This is a genomic window from Oceanobacillus sp. M60 (assembly GCF_053839645.1).
The window spans coordinates 1-17,547 of record NZ_JBSSNH010000005.1 but is presented as its reverse complement, the minus strand read 5'-3'; the positions used below and the strand labels follow the sequence as shown (position 1 = coordinate 17,547).

At 40.1% G+C, this 17,547-nt stretch carries 16 protein-coding genes, 1 riboswitch and 1 other annotated feature; of the genes, 9 read left to right on the top strand and 7 right to left on the bottom strand.

What is annotated here, in order from left to right; genetic code table 11:
* The first annotated feature begins 48 nt into the window (after positions 1-48).
* The 5 genes from ACW0TQ_RS13235 to ytkD all read left to right on the top strand — a co-directional run bounded on the left by ACW0TQ_RS13235 (position 49) and on the right by ytkD (position 4,743).
* Positions 49-1,485 (top strand): o-succinylbenzoate--CoA ligase, encoded by a 1,437-nt coding sequence (locus ACW0TQ_RS13235; protein ID WP_042530694.1) that lies wholly within the window; start codon positions 49-51, stop codon positions 1,483-1,485.
* Between the two features lie 118 nt (positions 1,486-1,603).
* Positions 1,604-3,160: a mechanosensitive ion channel gene (locus ACW0TQ_RS13230; RefSeq protein WP_226895251.1), complete on the top strand. Its 1,557-nt coding sequence runs from the start codon at positions 1,604-1,606 to the stop codon at positions 3,158-3,160.
* A 100-nt stretch (positions 3,161-3,260) separates the two neighbouring features.
* A complete protein-coding gene (locus tag ACW0TQ_RS13225) occupies positions 3,261-3,581 on the top strand; it encodes a hydrolase (protein ID WP_226895252.1) in 321 nt (106 codons plus the stop codon).
* A gap of 151 nt (positions 3,582-3,732) precedes the next feature.
* Positions 3,733-4,242, top strand: coding sequence for a hypothetical protein (locus tag ACW0TQ_RS13220; RefSeq protein WP_368901432.1), 510 nt, complete (start codon positions 3,733-3,735; stop codon positions 4,240-4,242).
* A gap of 30 nt (positions 4,243-4,272) precedes the next feature.
* Complete coding sequence (ytkD, locus tag ACW0TQ_RS13215) at positions 4,273-4,743, top strand: RNA deprotection pyrophosphohydrolase (protein WP_455725767.1); 471 nt, start codon at positions 4,273-4,275, stop codon at positions 4,741-4,743.
* A 27-nt stretch (positions 4,744-4,770) separates the two neighbouring features.
* Here ytkD and ACW0TQ_RS13210 read toward each other — a convergent pair whose 3' ends face one another.
* From ACW0TQ_RS13210 to pckA, 4 genes are all read right to left on the bottom strand, one after another.
* Complete coding sequence (locus ACW0TQ_RS13210) at positions 4,771-5,562, bottom strand: ABC transporter permease (protein ID WP_139089033.1); 792 nt, start codon at positions 5,560-5,562, stop codon at positions 4,771-4,773.
* Entirely contained in the window at positions 5,549-6,355 is an 807-nt protein-coding gene (locus ACW0TQ_RS13205; RefSeq protein WP_042530700.1) for an ABC transporter ATP-binding protein, read from the bottom strand. Before ACW0TQ_RS13205 ends, ACW0TQ_RS13210 begins: the two co-directional genes overlap by 14 nt.
* A gap of 12 nt (positions 6,356-6,367) precedes the next feature.
* Complete coding sequence (locus tag ACW0TQ_RS13200) at positions 6,368-7,354, bottom strand: ABC transporter substrate-binding protein (protein WP_455725766.1); 987 nt, start codon at positions 7,352-7,354, stop codon at positions 6,368-6,370.
* 199 nt (positions 7,355-7,553) lie between these two features.
* On the bottom strand, positions 7,554-9,140 hold the full coding sequence (pckA, locus tag ACW0TQ_RS13195; protein WP_193065451.1) for a phosphoenolpyruvate carboxykinase (ATP): 1,587 nt from the start codon (positions 9,138-9,140) through the stop codon (positions 7,554-7,556).
* Positions 9,141-9,323: 183 nt separating this feature from the next.
* Positions 9,324-9,429: riboswitch (SAM riboswitch) on the top strand.
* Positions 9,430-9,597: 168 nt separating this feature from the next.
* Between pckA and metK the strand changes: the two genes are divergently transcribed.
* Positions 9,598-10,797: a methionine adenosyltransferase gene (gene metK, locus ACW0TQ_RS13190; protein WP_042530704.1), complete on the top strand. Its 1,200-nt coding sequence runs from the start codon at positions 9,598-9,600 to the stop codon at positions 10,795-10,797.
* 54 nt (positions 10,798-10,851) lie between these two features.
* On the opposite strand, the gene ACW0TQ_RS13185 is transcribed toward metK, so the two are convergent.
* Positions 10,852-11,379 carry a gamma carbonic anhydrase gene (locus ACW0TQ_RS13185; RefSeq protein ID WP_042530706.1) on the bottom strand — a complete coding sequence of 176 codons (528 nt, stop codon included), beginning with the start codon at positions 11,377-11,379 and terminating at the stop codon, positions 10,852-10,854.
* A 503-nt stretch (positions 11,380-11,882) separates the two neighbouring features.
* On the opposite strand from ACW0TQ_RS13185, the gene ACW0TQ_RS13180 reads away from it, so the two are divergent.
* Positions 11,883-12,272 (top strand): hypothetical protein, encoded by a 390-nt coding sequence (locus tag ACW0TQ_RS13180; protein WP_042530708.1) that lies wholly within the window; start codon positions 11,883-11,885, stop codon positions 12,270-12,272.
* 8 nt (positions 12,273-12,280) lie between these two features.
* Here the strand turns inward: ACW0TQ_RS13180 and mnmM are convergent, their stop codons facing one another.
* Positions 12,281-12,853: a tRNA 5-(aminomethyl)-2-thiouridylate-methyltransferase MnmM gene (gene mnmM, locus ACW0TQ_RS13175; protein WP_289584327.1), complete on the bottom strand. Its 573-nt coding sequence runs from the start codon at positions 12,851-12,853 to the stop codon at positions 12,281-12,283.
* A gap of 238 nt (positions 12,854-13,091) precedes the next feature.
* Positions 13,092-13,315: a binding site (T-box leader), on the top strand.
* A gap of 110 nt (positions 13,316-13,425) precedes the next feature.
* On the opposite strand from mnmM, the gene leuS reads away from it, so the two are divergent.
* Positions 13,426-15,840, top strand: a complete 2,415-nt coding sequence (gene leuS / locus ACW0TQ_RS13170; protein WP_289584326.1) for a leucine--tRNA ligase — start codon at positions 13,426-13,428, stop codon at positions 15,838-15,840.
* A 96-nt stretch (positions 15,841-15,936) separates the two neighbouring features.
* Here leuS and ACW0TQ_RS13165 read toward each other — a convergent pair whose 3' ends face one another.
* Positions 15,937-16,695, bottom strand: a complete 759-nt coding sequence (locus tag ACW0TQ_RS13165) for a hypothetical protein (protein ID WP_455725765.1) — start codon at positions 16,693-16,695, stop codon at positions 15,937-15,939.
* A 120-nt stretch (positions 16,696-16,815) separates the two neighbouring features.
* Between ACW0TQ_RS13165 and ACW0TQ_RS13160 the strand changes: the two genes are divergently transcribed.
* Positions 16,816-17,124, top strand: a complete 309-nt coding sequence (locus ACW0TQ_RS13160; protein ID WP_193065444.1) for a rhodanese-like domain-containing protein — start codon at positions 16,816-16,818, stop codon at positions 17,122-17,124.
* The last annotated feature ends 423 nt before the right edge of the window (positions 17,125-17,547 follow it).

Sequence of the window (17,547 nt, the reverse complement as noted above, 5' to 3'; positions counted from 1 at the left end):
CTTTTCGCAAGGGAAGGAATATATTTTAATAACGACGGAGGAAGTAAAATGAGTACAGTTATTCCCCATTGGCTTGATAAACAAGCCGATTTATCCCCCGATGAAACAGCCGTAGAATGGAAAGATGGCACTACCGTGACGTTTAGCCAGCTGGCTGAAAACAGCCGGGAAAAAGCAAGAAAGCTTGCTGCCGCTGATGTAACAAAAGGTGATCATGTGGCGGTGCTTTCAGGCAACAGCATCGAAATGATAGAGACCATTCATGCTTGCAGTTATTTAGGTGCAGTGGCTGTTTTATTAAATATGCGCTTAACTGCTTTCGAACGAAAACAGCAAATGGAAGATGCGGAAGTTACGCTGCTGGTTGCAGAAGCAGAGGAGGAGGCTTTGACAGAAATAAAACAGCTGACGTTTGAAAAACTGAATCAGTTAAAAGCCTCTCCTCATATGCAGCTTTTGGAAGAGATAGAGCTGTCTGATGTATTCACAATGATGTATACGTCCGGGACATCCGGTTTTCCGAAGGCTGTCCAGCATACGTATGAAAATCACTGGTGGAGTGCAACAAGCTCCAGCTTGAATTTTGGAAAGCACAATGACGATAAATGGCTGATTCCACTCCCGCTATTCCATGTGAGCGGATTGTCCACGATGTTAAAAGGAATTATTTACGGCATGCCAATTTACTTATTGGAAAAATTTGATGTGGAAGATGTCCACGATGCGATTATGAATAAGGAAGTAACGATTGCCTCTGTTGTCACTGTCATGCTGCAGCGCCTGGTAAGTTATCTGGGGGAATCAAGTTATCCGGAGAGTTTCCGCTGTATGCTTCTCGGAGGAGGGCCAGCCCCAGAATCGCTGCTGCAGCAAACGAAAGCAAAACAAATTCCTGTATTCCAGTCCTATGGTATGACGGAAACAGCTTCTCAAATTGTGACATTAAGTCCGAGAGACGCACTTCGAAAAGTGGGGTCAGCAGGAAAACCGCTGTTTCCGGCGCAATTAAAAATACGCGGACAGCAGGCGAATGAAGTTGGGGAGATACTTGTTAAGGGGCCAATGGTGACACCTGGTTATTATAATAGACCAGAAGCGAATGAAAAATCTTTCTTAAATGGCTGGCTGGCAACAGGCGATGTGGGGTATTTAGATGAAGAAGGCTTCTTATATGTGGTTGATCGCCGCAGTGATCTAATTATTTCCGGCGGGGAAAATATTTATCCGTCAGAAATTGAAAATATATTGCTGCAGATAGAAGGAATTCGGGAAGCGGGGGTAACCGGCTTGACGGACAAGGAATGGGGAGAAATTCCGGTTGCTTTTGTTGTTACGGACAAAATGATTACAAAAGAGGAGATTCTTTCTTTCTTAAAGGATAAATTAGCACGTTATAAACATCCGAAGGAAATTCATTATATGGATCAATTACCGAGAAATGCTGCAAATAAGCTGGTTCGTCAGGCATTAAAGAATTATCGATAGGCGCATAGCAAGTTTGTAACAAATTTTTTGCTGTTTCTTTACAGTTTCATAAAATAGGTTTGGCTCTTTTTAATGACGGGTAGCGCTAACTATACTGTTTAGAAAGGGGCAAAAATCAATGGAAAACTTTATGAACGATTATTTTACAGCAAACTTTTGGACTGGACTCCAAAATGTGGTTATAGCGCTTATTGTTCTTCTTATCGTATGGCTGCTTGCTAAACTGATAAGCAACGTAGTAGAAAAAGCGTTAAAGAAAACGAACTGGGATGATAAGCTATTTAATCGGTTCCGGTTAAAAGGGGAACCGGTGAAGTCAGAAAAGGTTATTGCAAAAGCAGTTTATTACATACTGCTGATTGTTGCATTTATTTTGTTCTTCAATATTCTTAATCTGTCGATGATTGCTAATCCATTATCGGATTTGATCTCAACATTCTTAAATTTCATACCGGCAGTAGTGAAGGCAGCATTAATTTTACTATTGGCTTGGGTCATTGCAACCGTTGTCCAATGGATGATTGTTGAAGGAAGCAAGAAACTGCGCATTCAGCGCCTGTTTTCCAAAATAGGAGTTGCTGATTCTGAGGATGGAATCCGAAAAACAACGGAAACTATCGGGAAATTTGCGTTCTATCTTATTTTACTCCTATTTATTCCTGGTGTACTGCAGGCTTTAAATATTCAGGGGGTTGCCGAACCGTTTAGCGGTCTGTTGGCGTCTGTTTTAAACTTTATCCCTAAACTTGCTGCAGCCGTACTTATTTTTGCAGTAGGCTGGTTTGTCGGGAAGATTGTCCGCAGTGTCGTAACGAATTTATTAGACGCAGCAGGTACAGAGAAATGGATTCAAAAATTAAAGCTGTCCAATTTATTTGAAGGGACATCTTTTGCAAAATTTGTCGGAAACATTGTTTTCATTCTTATTCTGATTCCAATTACCATCTCTGCTTTAGAACAATTGGAATTAGCAGGGATTACGGAGCCGGCGATTGGCATGCTGCACAGTGTTGTGCAGATGATTCCGAATATCTTGATTGCAATTGGTTTAATTCTGGTTGGCATCTGGTTAGGTAAACTGATTGGCGAATTTGTCAGCAGTTATCTTGCTAAATTAGGATTTAATCGTTTTGTCTCCACGGTCAGCAATAATAAAGCAGTGGACCAGGCGAAATGGACACCATCTTATATTGGCGGCTATGTTGTACAGATTTTAATTATTTTCTTCTTAACGGTGCAGGCATTGTATATTATTCAGTTGGATTTCCTGGTAGGAATTGCAACCGCGATTACTGCTTATCTGCCAAATGTTCTGGCAGCAGTGCTTATTTTGGGCATTGCTTTATTACTCGGTTCAATGGTGCAAAAAGTATTACTGCATCTGTTAAATGGACCGGCAACTGGTGTACTTGCAGGGTTTGCCAAGTATAGTATTTTGATTCTGGCAGCATTTATGGCTGTATCCCAATTAGGTATTGCATCAACTATTGTAAATAGTGCATTTATCTTGCTGCTGGCCGCATTAGCATTGGCCTTTGGACTTGCCTTTGGTTTGGGAGGAAAAGATTTTGCAGCAAAATATCTGCAGAAATTTGATAGAACAATTGATAATACTTCCATTAATCAGGAGCAGCAGAATCGTACGGATAATACGGACAATAATGATAATCTGTAATAACAGTTTGAAAAGGCGTGTATACCTTCAAAGGTATATGCGCTTTTTTCATATTTAAGAGATTATTTTCGTTTTTTGCGGAGAATATAATCGTGAGGTGATGATATTGGATAAACAAAAATATTTTATCAGTATTGGACAAGGTGAGATTTCCCGGATTCCGTATCAGGGAAATGATGATTTTGTGATTTATGCGACGGCAGAAGAGATATTAATGCTGCGCAGAAAATTTGAAGGACTGCATGAAGCGAGTTTTGACAGCTATAAACGTTCACATATCCCTTTTGTGCCCTACCATTTGGACACTGCCAATGATGTCTATGATGAAACGATGGCAGGAGTGTATCAAGCGTTATATGATCTGGGGGATGAAAATACGAAGAACCATATTCGGACTATGGGAATATTGGATGAAGAGTAGGTAAAAAAGTACTTTGGTATGAAAATGTTTAGATGATATAATAAAAAGGTACAGTATAGTGTATGGAAAATCAGAAATAAAGAATTTTTCATCAGTAAAAACAGGTTTTGTTTAGACAGGAAACATAGATAAGAAGAGGGAGTGCTTGTAGATGAGAAAGCTCGCTTTAATTCTTTGTTTTACAATGATGACAGCCGTTATTTTATCTATCACTGTACCTGGAGAGTCTGCTGGCGAAGGAAACAATCAGATTGATGCATCTGCAGAAGCAGAAGAAATGCAGCCGGATAAGGATGAAGTTATTCGCGTTTTGAATGGGTTAGAAGATACATTGAAGCAGGATGCGGATGATTCGTATAAGCTGAAGCATTATGCAACAGAACAGGAGCTTACAGAAGCTTTTGAAGCATATGTTATACCAGAATTAGCCGCAGCCTTTGTTGACTATTACTTCCGGGCTGAAGCGGAAGGCGTTTATGTTATCCCGACACAAACGGAGCCATGGTTTCAAGAAGAAAATGAATATGATATGATAAATATATCAAATCATTCTGTACAAGTAGTACAGGAAAATGAAAATGACATGGTAGGGAGTTACACTCTTGTGGTGGAGATGGCATTTCAAAACGGCTGGAAAATTCAAGATATAAGCTATAAGTGATAACAGCCCTGTGGGAAAGTAGTGGAAGTAGTGAACGTTTTTAAGGATTTTTACAATAATACGGTACAATTATCTTTTTTAGATCATCCATTTTCAAAAAGCCCTAAGCATGTATGGGTGATTTGCAGATATAAAGATAGATGGCTGTTAACGGATCACAAAGAAAGAGGAATTGAGTTTCCTGGAGGGAAGGTCGAACCTGGAGAGACAGCAGAGCAGGCGGCTGTCCGGGAAGTTATGGAGGAAACAGGGGCAACGGTAAACAAGCTCTATTACATTGGACAGTATAAAGTGGACGGGCGTTATGAAACAGTCATTAAGAATGTCTACTATGCGGAAATTGATGAATTGATTCCGCAATCTACTTATTATGAAACGAAAGGTCCGGTATTCCTAAAGAATATCCCGGCGAATGTAAAAAGGAAAACGGATTTTAGTTTTATTATGAAGGATGCTGTACTGGAATCCTGTTTGCTCCGGATAAAAAAAACGTATGTATAAAAATAGCAGTCAGCTGAGCGCTGGCTGCTATTTTCGGATCAGCATCTGCTCTATTTTTTCTACGGTTTTGTACATAATCGCCGCAAGGATAGCGATGATGACAAGGCTGGACATAACAAGCGTAAAATCAAATACCTGAAAGCCGTAAATAATTAAATATCCTAACCCCTGTTTGGAAACTAAATATTCCCCGACAATAACTCCTACCCAGGATAGCCCGACATTCACCTTTAAGGTGGAGATAATAGCTGGTAAGGAGGCAGGAAAAACCGCTTCTTTAAAGCATTGCCATTTTGTTGCTTCAAAGCTCCGCAACACTTTTAAATAATTTTGGTCTACCTCGTTGAAAGCCGCAAATACAACAAGGGTGGTAACAATAACAGAAATAATAAATCCCATCGCAATGATTGATAAATAGCCGGGACCAAGTGCTACGATGAGTATCGGGCCGAGAGCCACTTTTGGCATCGCGTTAAAAACTACCAGATAAGGATCCATGACTTTCGCAAAACGATGAAAGCTCCAGAGCATAGAAGCAATGATAATCCCGGCAATTGTGCCGATCAAAAAGCCGAGGATGGTTTCAAGCAGCGTAATCTGAATATGACTGAGTAAGGATCCCTCTAAGAGCCGGCTCCATATCGAGCTGAATACCCGGCTGGGCGAGCTGAAGAGCAGCGGATCTATCCAGTAAAACCTGCTGGCTGTCTCCCAGAGAGCAAAAAATAAAATTAAAATAGACAGCTGCCAGGTCAGTACAATCTTAGCCTCTTTTTTTAATTTTTGCTGATAGAGTGCAAATAACTTAGGGCCGTTCATAAGCATCCTCCTCTAGAGGCTTTACTGTATCTTTTTGCTGGTCTAAGTCCGCCCAGATTTTATCGAAAAGCCGGCTGTATTTTGGATGCTTTCTTGCCATAAACGGTGATTCATTTCGTAATTCAACAGGCACGTCATATACTTTTTCAATTGCACCGGGATGCGAAGACATCAGAATAATCCGGTCGCTCATTGAAATAGCTTCCCCAATATCATGTGTTACCAGAATCGCTGTTTTTTGATAAGCTTTTAATAAATCAGCTACCAATACTTCCAGTTTTAGCTTTGTCTGAAAATCCAGAGCAGAAAAGGGTTCATCCAGTAAGAGAATTTCCGGCTCTGTGATAAGTGTTCTGATTAATGCCGCCCGCTGCCGCATCCCTCCTGATAATTCATTAGGGTATTTATCTGCGACATTTTCTAGACCGACTTCTTCCAAAAGGGCAATTGCTCTTTGCTTTAAATCCTCTGGCTGCCGTTTTCTGATTCTGGGTCCAATGAGCACATTATCAATAATATTTTTCCAGGGAAACAGATAATCCTGCTGGAGCATGTAGCCGATTTCTAAATCGCTTCCCTCTATTTTCTTACCGTTCACTAAAATATTGCCTTCAGCAGGTTGCAGCATTCCAGAGATAAGAGAGAGCAGCGTAGATTTACCACAGCCGCTTGGTCCGAGCAATGAAATGAATTCATTCTTTTTCACAGAGAAAGAGATATTGTGCAGCGCTTCTGTATATTGTTTTTTGGAGAAGTAGTAATGAGATACCCGGTCTAATGTAAGATAAGACATTGTTGGCCTCCTTTATTCCCCGATAATCCGCTCTGCATACTCTGTGTTGACGAGATCTTCATAGGGAGCGTCTCCAGGGAGTTCTCCAGCTTCATCCATAATATCTTTTAGGTTTTCCCAGGCATCCTCTTTCAGCAGTGGAGATGTCGCAAAGGATCCCTGCTGTTTATAACGGTCGATGGCATTCGCGAGCATTTCTACATCGGTATCTTCAAAATATGGCTCTACCACTTCGGCAATTTCTAACGAATCTGTTTCCTGCACCCATTGCTGTGCTTTATAGATTGCTCTGGTAAATGCTTCGACCGTTTCCTCTTCTTCATCTAAAAAGCTTTGCTTTGCCATGAAGACAGTGTACGGCACTTGCCCGGATTCTTCTCCGAAAGAGGCGACAATCTCACCCTGGCCATTCGCTTCAAAAATACTTGCGGTTGGTTCAAATAACTGCACATACTCATAATCGCCGCTGGCAAAAGCGCCTGGAATATTTGCAAAATCAATATTCTGAACTAAATTTAAATCTTCTTGAGGGTTGATATCATGCTGCTTCAAAACATACTCTCCAACCATCTGGGGCATTCCGCCGACACGCTGGCCGAGAAAATGGCTGTCGCGTAAATCCTCCCAATTAAATCCTTCATCTGCATCCTTGGCTACTAAAAATGTGCCGTCTGTCTGAGTCAGCTGGGCAAAGTTCACAGCGTAATCCCTGGAATCCTGAGCATAGACATAGATAGATGTTTCTGAGCCGACCAGCGCAATATCTGCGCTGTCAGATAACAGTGCTGTCATTGTCGTATCGCCGCCCCATGTTGTTTGCAAATCAACCTCCAGTCCTTCTTCTTCGAAAAAGCCTTTTTCTAAAGCAACATATTGCGGTGCATAAAAAATAGATCGTGTGACTTCTGCAAGGTCTATCTGGGTCATTTTATTTTGATTACAGGCACTAATGAGAAGCAGAGAACAAATCAATAGAATGAAACAAGCGAGCTTTCTCATTTTCTTCTTCCTTCCTTTCTCAAAAAACTGTTCTTGAATATCTTCTATAAATATATGTTTCGCGGGATGATTGTGTGAACGCCTAGAATTTGGAGATTTTGTGAGGTGAAAAGGAAAGAGCAGCAAGAAAAAAGGGTAAATCCAAATTGGAGTTTACCCTTTTAACGCGTGAATATGCTATTTTGGAGAAGCTGTTTGATTATACTGGACGATACAGCGGACCAGCCTGTTGAATTGTTTCGCTGACTTCCGTGAATTTCTCGAAATTCATATGAAATTTTCCAGCTAATTTTTTAGCTTCCAATTCATAACTTTCCTTATCCGCCCAAGCATTTTTAGGAACAAGCACTTCATCAGGAACACCTGGAATGGATTTTGGAATAGCCAATCCGAAAATTTCATCTGTTGTTGTTTCCGCGTCATTTAACTCGCCGATTAAAGCGGAATGCACCATCGCACGCGTGTAGGATAATTTCATTCTCGTTCCCACACCGAACATGCCGCCGGTCCAGCCAGTATTAATCAGAAATACATTTGCATCAAATTTATCAATTTTTTCTCCGAGCATTTCTGCATAGACAGATGGATTTAATGGTAAAAACGGAGATCCGAAGCATGCTGAGAATGTAGCTACAGGCTTAGTTACACCACGTTCTGTACCAGCCAGTTTGCTCGTGTATCCGCTTAAGAAATGATACATTGCCTGCTCTTTTGTCAATTTACTGATTGGCGGCAAAGTACCGGAAGCATCTGCGGTCAGGAAAATAATTGTATTTGGATGTCCAGCCACACTTGGCTCTAAGCTGTTATCAATATTTTCTAATGGATAAGCTGCCCGTGTATTTTCTGTTAACGAAGTATCATCATAATCCGGGACGCGTGTATCTTCATCCAAGGCGACATTTTCCAGAACAGATCCGTAGCGGATCGCATCAAAGATTTGCGGTTCTTTTTCTGCGGATAAATTAATGCATTTTGCATAGCAGCCGCCTTCAATATTAAAGACACCCTCGTCACTCCAGCCATGCTCATCATCACCGATTAATCTTCTGTCAATGTCAGCTGAAAGTGTGGTCTTTCCAGTTCCGGATAACCCGAAAAATAAAGCAACATCGCCTTCATCTCCAACGTTAGAGGAGCAATGCATGGACAGAACATTTTGCTCAGGGAGCAGGAAATTAGCTACAGAGAAGATAGATTTTTTTATCTCTCCAGCATATTCTGTTCCGCCGATAAGCACAATGCGCTGTTCAAAGGAAATGAGAACAAAAGCCTCGGAGTTTGTACCGTCAACTTCCGGGTCTGCTTTAAAACCGGGAGCGGAGATTACTGTAAAATCAGCTTCATGTAATTGCTCCATGTCTTTTTCAACAGGAATAAATAATTGTCTTGCGAATAAATTATGCCAAGCGTATTCATTGATTACCTGAATAGGCAGTTTGTATTTTTCATCCGCACCCGCATAAGCTTGCAGGTGAAAAATTTCCTCTTGGTTATCTAGATAGGCAATCACTTTGCCCAGCAGCTGATTAAAGACTTCCTCTTCAATAGGCTGATTAACATTTCCCCAGTCTACCTTATCCGCTGACAAAGCATCTTTTACAATAAATTTATCTTTTGGAGAACGTCCCGTGTATTTTCCAGTGGTGGCACGGACCGCGCCAGTAGATGTTAATTTTGCTTCATCACGATGAATAATTTTTTCAATAAGCTGGCCAACAGAATAGTTGCTGTAAATATTAGTTAAAGTGAGCTCCTCCAGTATACTTCTCCGCAATATTTTCATAAAGCAATTATTCACTCCTTAATTAATGGTTTAGAATTGATTTTATCTTGAAATATGTTTATTAGTATAACACATTAAATATAATAGTCCATACTAATTTATGAAAAATTATTTTTTCTGTCACAAATGATAATAAGGTTGACAGGAGAGGCTTGTTTCGTTAATCTAAATATTGAACGGATACTCTTATTTGGAGATGGTGGAGGGACAGTCCCGATGAAGCCCAGCAACCTCACTTGAAGTGAAAGGTGCTAACCTGATGCAAGGATCATTCCTTGAACAATAAGAGCGAAAGGCCAATAAGTTTTCCTTTCCTCATATATTTTGAAGGAGAGGTTTTTTTGTTTTTAGGAGACTTTTTAAATATCCTCTAAAAAATGAAACCACATTGGGTGGAATGATAAATTTATATTGAAATAGAGTTCCGTAACATTATTGGAGAAGGGGAGTTAGCCTTATGGCTGCAAATCGTCGTTTATTTACTTCTGAGTCAGTTACTGAAGGGCATCCGGATAAGATGTCTGACCAAATTTCAGACGCTATTCTGGATGAGATTCTCTCGAAGGATCCGAATGCCAGAGTAGCTTGTGAAACTACGGTTACAACTGGAATTGTTTTAGTTGCCGGAGAGATTTCTACAAGTACATATGTAGATATTCCTGCAATTGTACGTGAAACAGTACAAGGAATTGGCTATACACGGGCAAAATATGGTTTTGATTCAGAAACATGTGCTGTATTGACTGCTATTGATGAGCAGTCTCCTGATATTGCCGGCGGTGTGGATGTTGCGCTGGAAGCAAGACAAGGACAAGAAAGCGAAGAAGAAATCGAGGCAATTGGTGCCGGTGACCAGGGATTAATGTTTGGTTATGCATGTAATGAAACTGAAGAGCTGATGCCTTTACCAATTTCTTTAGCACACCGTTTATCCAAAAGATTAGCAGATGTCCGGAAGGAAGAGATTATCGGCTATCTGCGTCCAGACGGGAAAACACAGGTAACCGTTGAATACGGTGAAGATAACCAGCCGCTGCGTGTAGATACGGTTGTCATTTCCGCGCAGCATCATCCGGATATTACGAATGAACAAATCGAAGCGGATATTATTAAACATGTTGTCGAAGCTGTTGTACCCGGTGAATTACTGGATGAAAAAACAAAGTACTATATTAACCCGACCGGGCGCTTTGTTTTAGGCGGTCCGCAAGGCGATGTCGGCTTGACCGGAAGAAAGATTATTGTAGACACTTATGGAGGCTATGCCAGACATGGCGGCGGCGCTTTTAGCGGTAAAGATGCAACGAAAGTGGATCGTTCTGCTGCATACGCGGCCCGTTATGTTGCTAAAAATATTGTTGCTGCAGGTCTTGCTGATTCTTGTGAGGTTCAGCTGGCTTATGCGATTGGCGTTGCACAGCCCGTTTCTATCTCAATCAATACGTTCGGTACAGGGGAAGTCAGTGAAGAGAGATTAGTGGAAGCAGTCCGGGAGCTTTTTGATTTGCGTCCGGCAGGTATTATCCGCATGCTTGATTTAAGAAGGCCAATCTTTAAAAACACAGCTGCTTACGGCCATTTCGGACGTACAGATATTACATTCCCATGGGAAAAAACAGATAAAGTCGAAGAATTAAAAGCGTTGACTGCAAAATAAAAAAACGTCAGGTGTTTGAAGATGCCTGACGTTTTTCTTTGGAATAGGATGGTTTTACTCATTTCCGCCCATGTTTGTTTCTTTTAAATAATATTGTCCTTTTTCCACATAGGATTTACGGATGCGGTCCATTTCTTGATAGTCTTTATCGGTTAATTCACGAACCACTTTAGCCGGCCTACCCATAGCTAATGTGCGGGGCGGTATTTTTTTGCCCGGCGGCACCAGACTTCCTGCGCCGACAAAAGCATGCTCCCCGATCTCTGCGCCATCTAAAATAATGGACCCCATGCCAATCAGCGCATGATGGCGTATAATTGCTGAATGCAAGGTGACTTGGTGTCCAACAGTGACATCATCTTCAAGAATTAACGGCATATCAGGACTTTGATGCAGCATAGAGAGATCCTGGACATTGGTACGCTTACCTATTTTTGTCGGTGCTACATCACCGCGAATCACCGTATGAAACCAAATACTTGCTTCTTCTTCAATCGTCACGTCTCCGTTGATTACTGCATTTTTGGCAATGAATGCGGCAGAATCAATAGACGGGGTTATTCCTTTATATGATTCAATCATTTGTATTCCTCCAACTCAGTCATATTGATTAAAGTATATCAAAGGAAATATTATCTGGAAAGGCAGTTCTAAATGAGTTGATTTTAGTACTGAATGAAGGAGAAAGACTTGTTATTCCTATCGTAATCTCCTAATTGTAGGCATATATTCTAAGTCATTTGTTTGATGTGGATAATAAGTTTGAATGTAGATTTATTTCTTTTTATCCTCTACAGATACGCATCTTTTTATGGTAGAATAAATAAGCTGGTTACTTAAGGATAGTAATAACATAAAGAGATAAACAGAAATGCTATTCTAAGTAATTTCCACGTTGTTGATTTGACAATGGGAGCAGTAACAGATGTTCCAGTCATAACTGGAATAAGTAATTGTATAAATCTGTTTTAATCTCGCTATGGATAATGGGACATCCATACAAACAGGCGGACTTTTACAGAGAGAGAAAGTTTTGCATGTGGCGCAGAGAACTGATTTATCGTTAAAAATGGGGTTGTACTTTCATGTTGATTCAAATTGTAATAGGGATTTTATTTTTTATCGGTGTCTATATTCTGATAAGCGATGAGCAAAAATGGCTGCGTCTGACAACATTTGGTTATTTTATTTTGCTAACTATTATTTTTGCAGCCGGATATATGAATCAGTTGAACAGCCTGCAAGACCCTGAACTGGGTGACCTTTCTGCATTGCGCGACTGGGTTTATCTATTTGGATATTTATATTCTGTCCCGCTCATGGTTGTATCAGCTTATATTTGGATTCCCTATCCCAAAAAATATAAGACACTTCGCTCCCGTGTGCTCATGATTTCATTTATTATATTTATTATCATGACAGCCGGGCACTTCTTAAATTTATTCTTTCGATTACTATTTTTAGGAATTGCATAAGAAACGCTCTATGATGCAGAGCGTTTCTTTTTTTCGATAGCAATTAAAAAAGGTGCTTTATTTTGCTGATTGATAAATTGGTACCTGAGCACTTGATATTCTTTTTGATTTAATTGTGAAGCGTAAGAAAGAACCGCTTCTTTTTCTTCCCCGCCGCCCGGGTGTCCATAATAAATAACCAGAACGATCAGACCGTTTGTTTTCAGTTTTTTCAATATCGCTTCAACCGAGGCGATGGTGGAGGGCGCTTTTGTGACTATTGATTTATCGCTTTTTGGCAAATAGCCAAGGTTAAAAATAGCGCCGCCAAAAATTTCTTCTTTAATATTGCTATGTATCTTTTCATGGCTGTCCTGAATAAGGGTTACATTATGACAGTCATTTTCGTAAAGTGTCGCTTTCGTATTTTGAATGGCCTGCTCCTGGATATCAAATCCATATACCTTGCCGGAAGGGCCGACAGTCTGGCTTAAAAATAATGTATCATATCCGTTTCCACAGGTCGCGTCGATAGCTGTATCTCCTTCTTTCAGGCTTTCTTTTAAAAGTGCATGTGCGCAGGTTAAAACATTTAATAGCATGTTACTGTCTCCTTCTGTATTTTTTCCAATGGAAATATGCTGTATTTCATTATAACAAGAAAAACGGTAAAATGTTTATTGCTCCGCTTCCAATTGAATAGTCAACAGTCTGTATTATATTTTTCCTCGTGATATGGTTTCCAATTATAAAAATAAGTGTATACTAAGAAGTAAGATACGTCAGGTCAACTTGACACGGAATATTTATTTCATTATAATTCCAGTATCTATCATAAAACGAAAGACGATGAAAAAGGATTAGTAATAGGTTTTATCAGTTTTAGAGAAGCAGTGGGTGGTGAAAACTGCTACTGATAGACGTATGAACTCACCTTTTTAGTTTGCAGTAATGAAATCAGAGTAGTTACTGTCGTTTCATCAACGTTACCGATGTCAAGCGAGCGCTTCTTAGCGTTAATTTGGGTGGTACCGCGGGAATAAACACAGCTTCTCGTCCCTTCATTGGGATGAGTGGCTTTTTTTATACCTGATTTTATAAGAAATCGGGATATAGATGTCCGTGCCGTATGTGATTGAACGATACAAGAGTCAGGACGAAAGGAAGGATTATAATGAGCTTTCAACATCAGGAAATCGAGAGAAAATGGCAAAAATATTGGGATAACAATCAAACATTCAAAACAAATACATTTTCTAATAAAGAGAAATTTTATGCACTTGATATGTTCCCTTATCCATCCGGCCAGGGGCTGCACGTTGGCCACCCGGAAGGTTATACGGCAACTGATATTTTAGCCAGAATGAAAAGAATGCAAGGATATGAGGTCATGCATCCGATGGGCTGGGACGCTTTTGGACTTCCGGCAGAGCAATATGCCATTGATACAGGAAACAGCCCTAAAGAATTTACAGAAGCAAATATTCAAACCTTTAAGAGACAGATTAAAGAGTTAGGCTTTTCTTATGATTGGGACCGGGAAATCAATACAACAGATCCTCATTATTATAAGTGGACACAATGGATTTTCAAAAAGCTTTATGAAAATGATTTGGCTTATATGGATGAAGTGGCTGTCAACTGGTGTCCTGCTCTTGGAACGGTGCTTGCCAATGAAGAAGTAATTGATGGGAAGAGTGAACGCGGGGGGCATCCGGTAGTTCGTAAACCGATGAAGCAGTGGATGCTTAAAATAACGGCGTACGCAGATCGACTGCTTTCTGATTTGGAAGAATTGGATTGGCCGGAAAGCCTGAAGGAAATGCAGCGTAACTGGATTGGGCGTTCCGAAGGGGCTGAGGTGACCTTCTCCATTGAAGGACATGAGGAAACCTTTACTGTATTTACAACACGTCCGGATACATTGTTCGGAGCAACGTATGCTGTTATGGCACCAGAGCATGATTTTGTTAAAAAAATTACAACCGCAGCACAAAAAGAAGCTGTGGAAAAATATTTGCATGACGTACAAACGAAGTCTGATTTAGAACGTACGGATCTTGCCAAAGAAAAAACAGGTGTATTTACGGGAGCCTATGCGATTAATCCTGTTAATGGAGAGAAGATGCCGATCTGGGTAGCAGATTATGTATTGATGAGTTACGGAAGCGGAGCAATTATGGCAGTTCCTGGACATGACGAGCGTGACTATGAATTTGCTTCTGTGTTTGATTTGCCAATCAGAGAAGTAGTCGCTGGCGGAAATATAGAAGAGGAAGCTTATACAGGAGACGGACCCCATGTTAATTCTGGATTTTTGGATGGACTGGATAAAGATGAGGCTATTTCTAAAATGATTGAATGGCTGGAAGAAAATAAAAAAGGGACAAAGAAAATCACGTATCGTTTGCGTGACTGGCTTTTTGCAAGGCAGCGTTATTGGGGAGAGCCGATTCCAATCATTCATTGGGAAGATGGCAGCATGACTGCTGTGCCGGATGAGGAGCTTCCATTGGAACTTCCGGAAATGACCGAGATTAAACCATCGGGAACTGGAGAATCTCCGCTTGCCACGAATGGAGATTGGGTAAATGTAGTTGATCCGGAAACAGGAATGAAGGGCAGAAGAGAAACAAATACGATGCCGCAATGGGCCGGCAGCTGCTGGTACTTCCTGCGCTATGTTGATCCGCATAATACGGAACAGCTTGCTGATCCAAAAGCATTGGAGGAATGGCTTCCAATCGACATATATATCGGCGGAGCAGAGCATGCTGTGCTTCACTTGTTATATGCACGTTTCTGGCATAAATTCCTTTATGATATTGGAGTTGTTTCCACGAAGGAGCCTTTCCAAAAATTATTTAACCAAGGGATGATTCTTGGAGAAGGTAATGAGAAAATGAGTAAATCAAAAGGAAATGTTGTTAATCCGGATGATATTATTTCTTCTCATGGCGCAGATACGCTAAGATTGTATGAAATGTTTATGGGACCATTAGATGCTTCTGTTGCCTGGTCAACAAATGGTTTAGATGGCTCCCGGCGTTTCTTGGATCGTGTTTGGAGACTGTATATCAATGATGATAATTCATTAACAGATAAGATTACAGATGAAGCTGCAACAGAATTAGATAAGGTTTATCATGAAACGGTTAAGAAAGTGACAGAGGACTTTGAGAATCTTCACTTTAATACAGGTATTTCTCAAATGATGGTATTTGTAAATGAATGCTACAAAGCAGAATCAATCCCGAAAAATTACGCAGAAGGCTTTGTGAAGCTTCTTTCTCCAGTCGCTCCGCATATGTGTGAAGAGATTTGGCAAAAGCTGGGCAATGAAGATTCTATAAGCCTTGCTGGCTGGCCTGCTTACGATGAATCGAAGCTGGTGGAAGAAGAAGTGGAAGTTGTTTTGCAGGTGATGGGCAAGGTACGTGCGAAACTAAGCGTTCCAGCAGGTACTGAAAAAGACGACCTTGAAAAAATGGCTTTAAATCAAGAAAGTATAAAAAAATGGCTGGACGGGAAGACAATTCGAAAAGTGATTGTTGTTCCAGATAAACTTGTTAATGTTGTAGCTAATTAATCCATTTTCTCTAACTGAAAACCGGGCTATAATCAAAATTCGCTTGGCAGAAATTGATTATAGTCCGGTTTTTCTATGTTTTCTTTATAAAAAATACTAACTGGAGGAATTATCCAAACGCGGAAGATCTGTTTGCAAGTCTGTTTCTAGCAGCATCCATTTCCCCTCATCATACATCCAAATCGATTCCACGGTTCCAATTCCGTCTGCATGATAAGCACCACTTATTTGCTGAAAGCTCTTAAGACCTTTTTGACCTTCATCGTCTAAGTCAATGATGTCAAAAAATGCAACAGGATCAATCATAAGTGTTGTAGGTTCCAGAAGTTTCCCCTGCTCATCGTATAGCTTTAAACGGATATATTCTTCTTTTTGGCCCGAGACATCTAAAATGATGGGGTCTTCATCTGGAAGCAATTGAATGGACACTCGAAAACCATCCATAAATTCCCCTTTCACGGGCTGCTCTACTGGCAGTGGAAGCTCGATAAAATCATCTTTTTCCCATTGATTTAACTGAGAAGTATATAATCCGCCGCTTCCGCCGGTAGGACTCTGATAAAGAATATCCATGACACCGTTGTGAGTTAATTCTGCAAAATGTAATTCGGGATCGTATCCTCCACCATAGTTTATCCGCCATGTTTTATCAGTAGAGGGGCTGGAAATTTCAACCCAAATATCTTGATAATAAACACCATCTGCAGCAAATAATTTTCCTTTTAACTCTAACAGCTCTTTCTCTCCATCTCCTGTAACATCCTCTTCATACGTTTGGATTTGCATCGCATCATTCGAAGCTGCTTCTGCCGGAGCGAAAAAGAGAGCTAAAAACAATAAACTGATATAAGCCATCAATAACACCTTCTATTCATAAAATAATTAAGTTTTGCCTTAGTTTAATCAAACGATTTGAATCCTATTCATAATGCATTTAATATAATAAAGAAGGAAAACAGAAGGAGATGAGAGAAAATGGCAGATATAAAAGAGCTTACACCGGCAGAAGTGGATACTATCAGAGAAAACGATAATATTCAGTTGATCGATGTCAGAGAAGATGAAGAAGTAGCACAAGGAATCATTGAAAATGCTTTGCATATTCCTTTAGGCGATATACCGGCTGCTTATGAGGAATTAGATAAAGATAAGGAATATATTATGATCTGCCGGTCTGGAAGAAGAAGCCATAACGCAACCGCTTTTTTACAAGAGCAAGGGTTTAATGTATCAAACATGAGCGGCGGAATGCTGGAGTGGGATGGAGAAATTATTATTAAATAATTCCATAAGCGTGACGAATTTATAGACTCTATAGAGGATATTCCGCGGGAAAATAAATTCCCGCGGGATTTTTATGCTGAGCAGGAGTAAGGTAACCAGACAATACGAGATTTATAATTTAATGAAGGGAGTACAAAAAAGGACATAATACCGCTTTATTTAATCCCTTTATTAGATAAAAAGAAATTTTCTCGTTTTGTGTTGACTTAATTTGTCGATAATGCTATAATAAACTTCCAGCGTTGAGTTAGCGCTTTTGTAAAAATAATTTTATAAAAAAGTTGTTGACGCAGCATTGGTTATCTGATATATTAATAAAGTTGCTGATTTGAAACAGCAACAAACAAAATTGCTCTTTGAAAACTGAACAAAACAACCAGTACGAAAGAAGAAAGACAACCTCGTTTTTCTTAAAAAATAAGT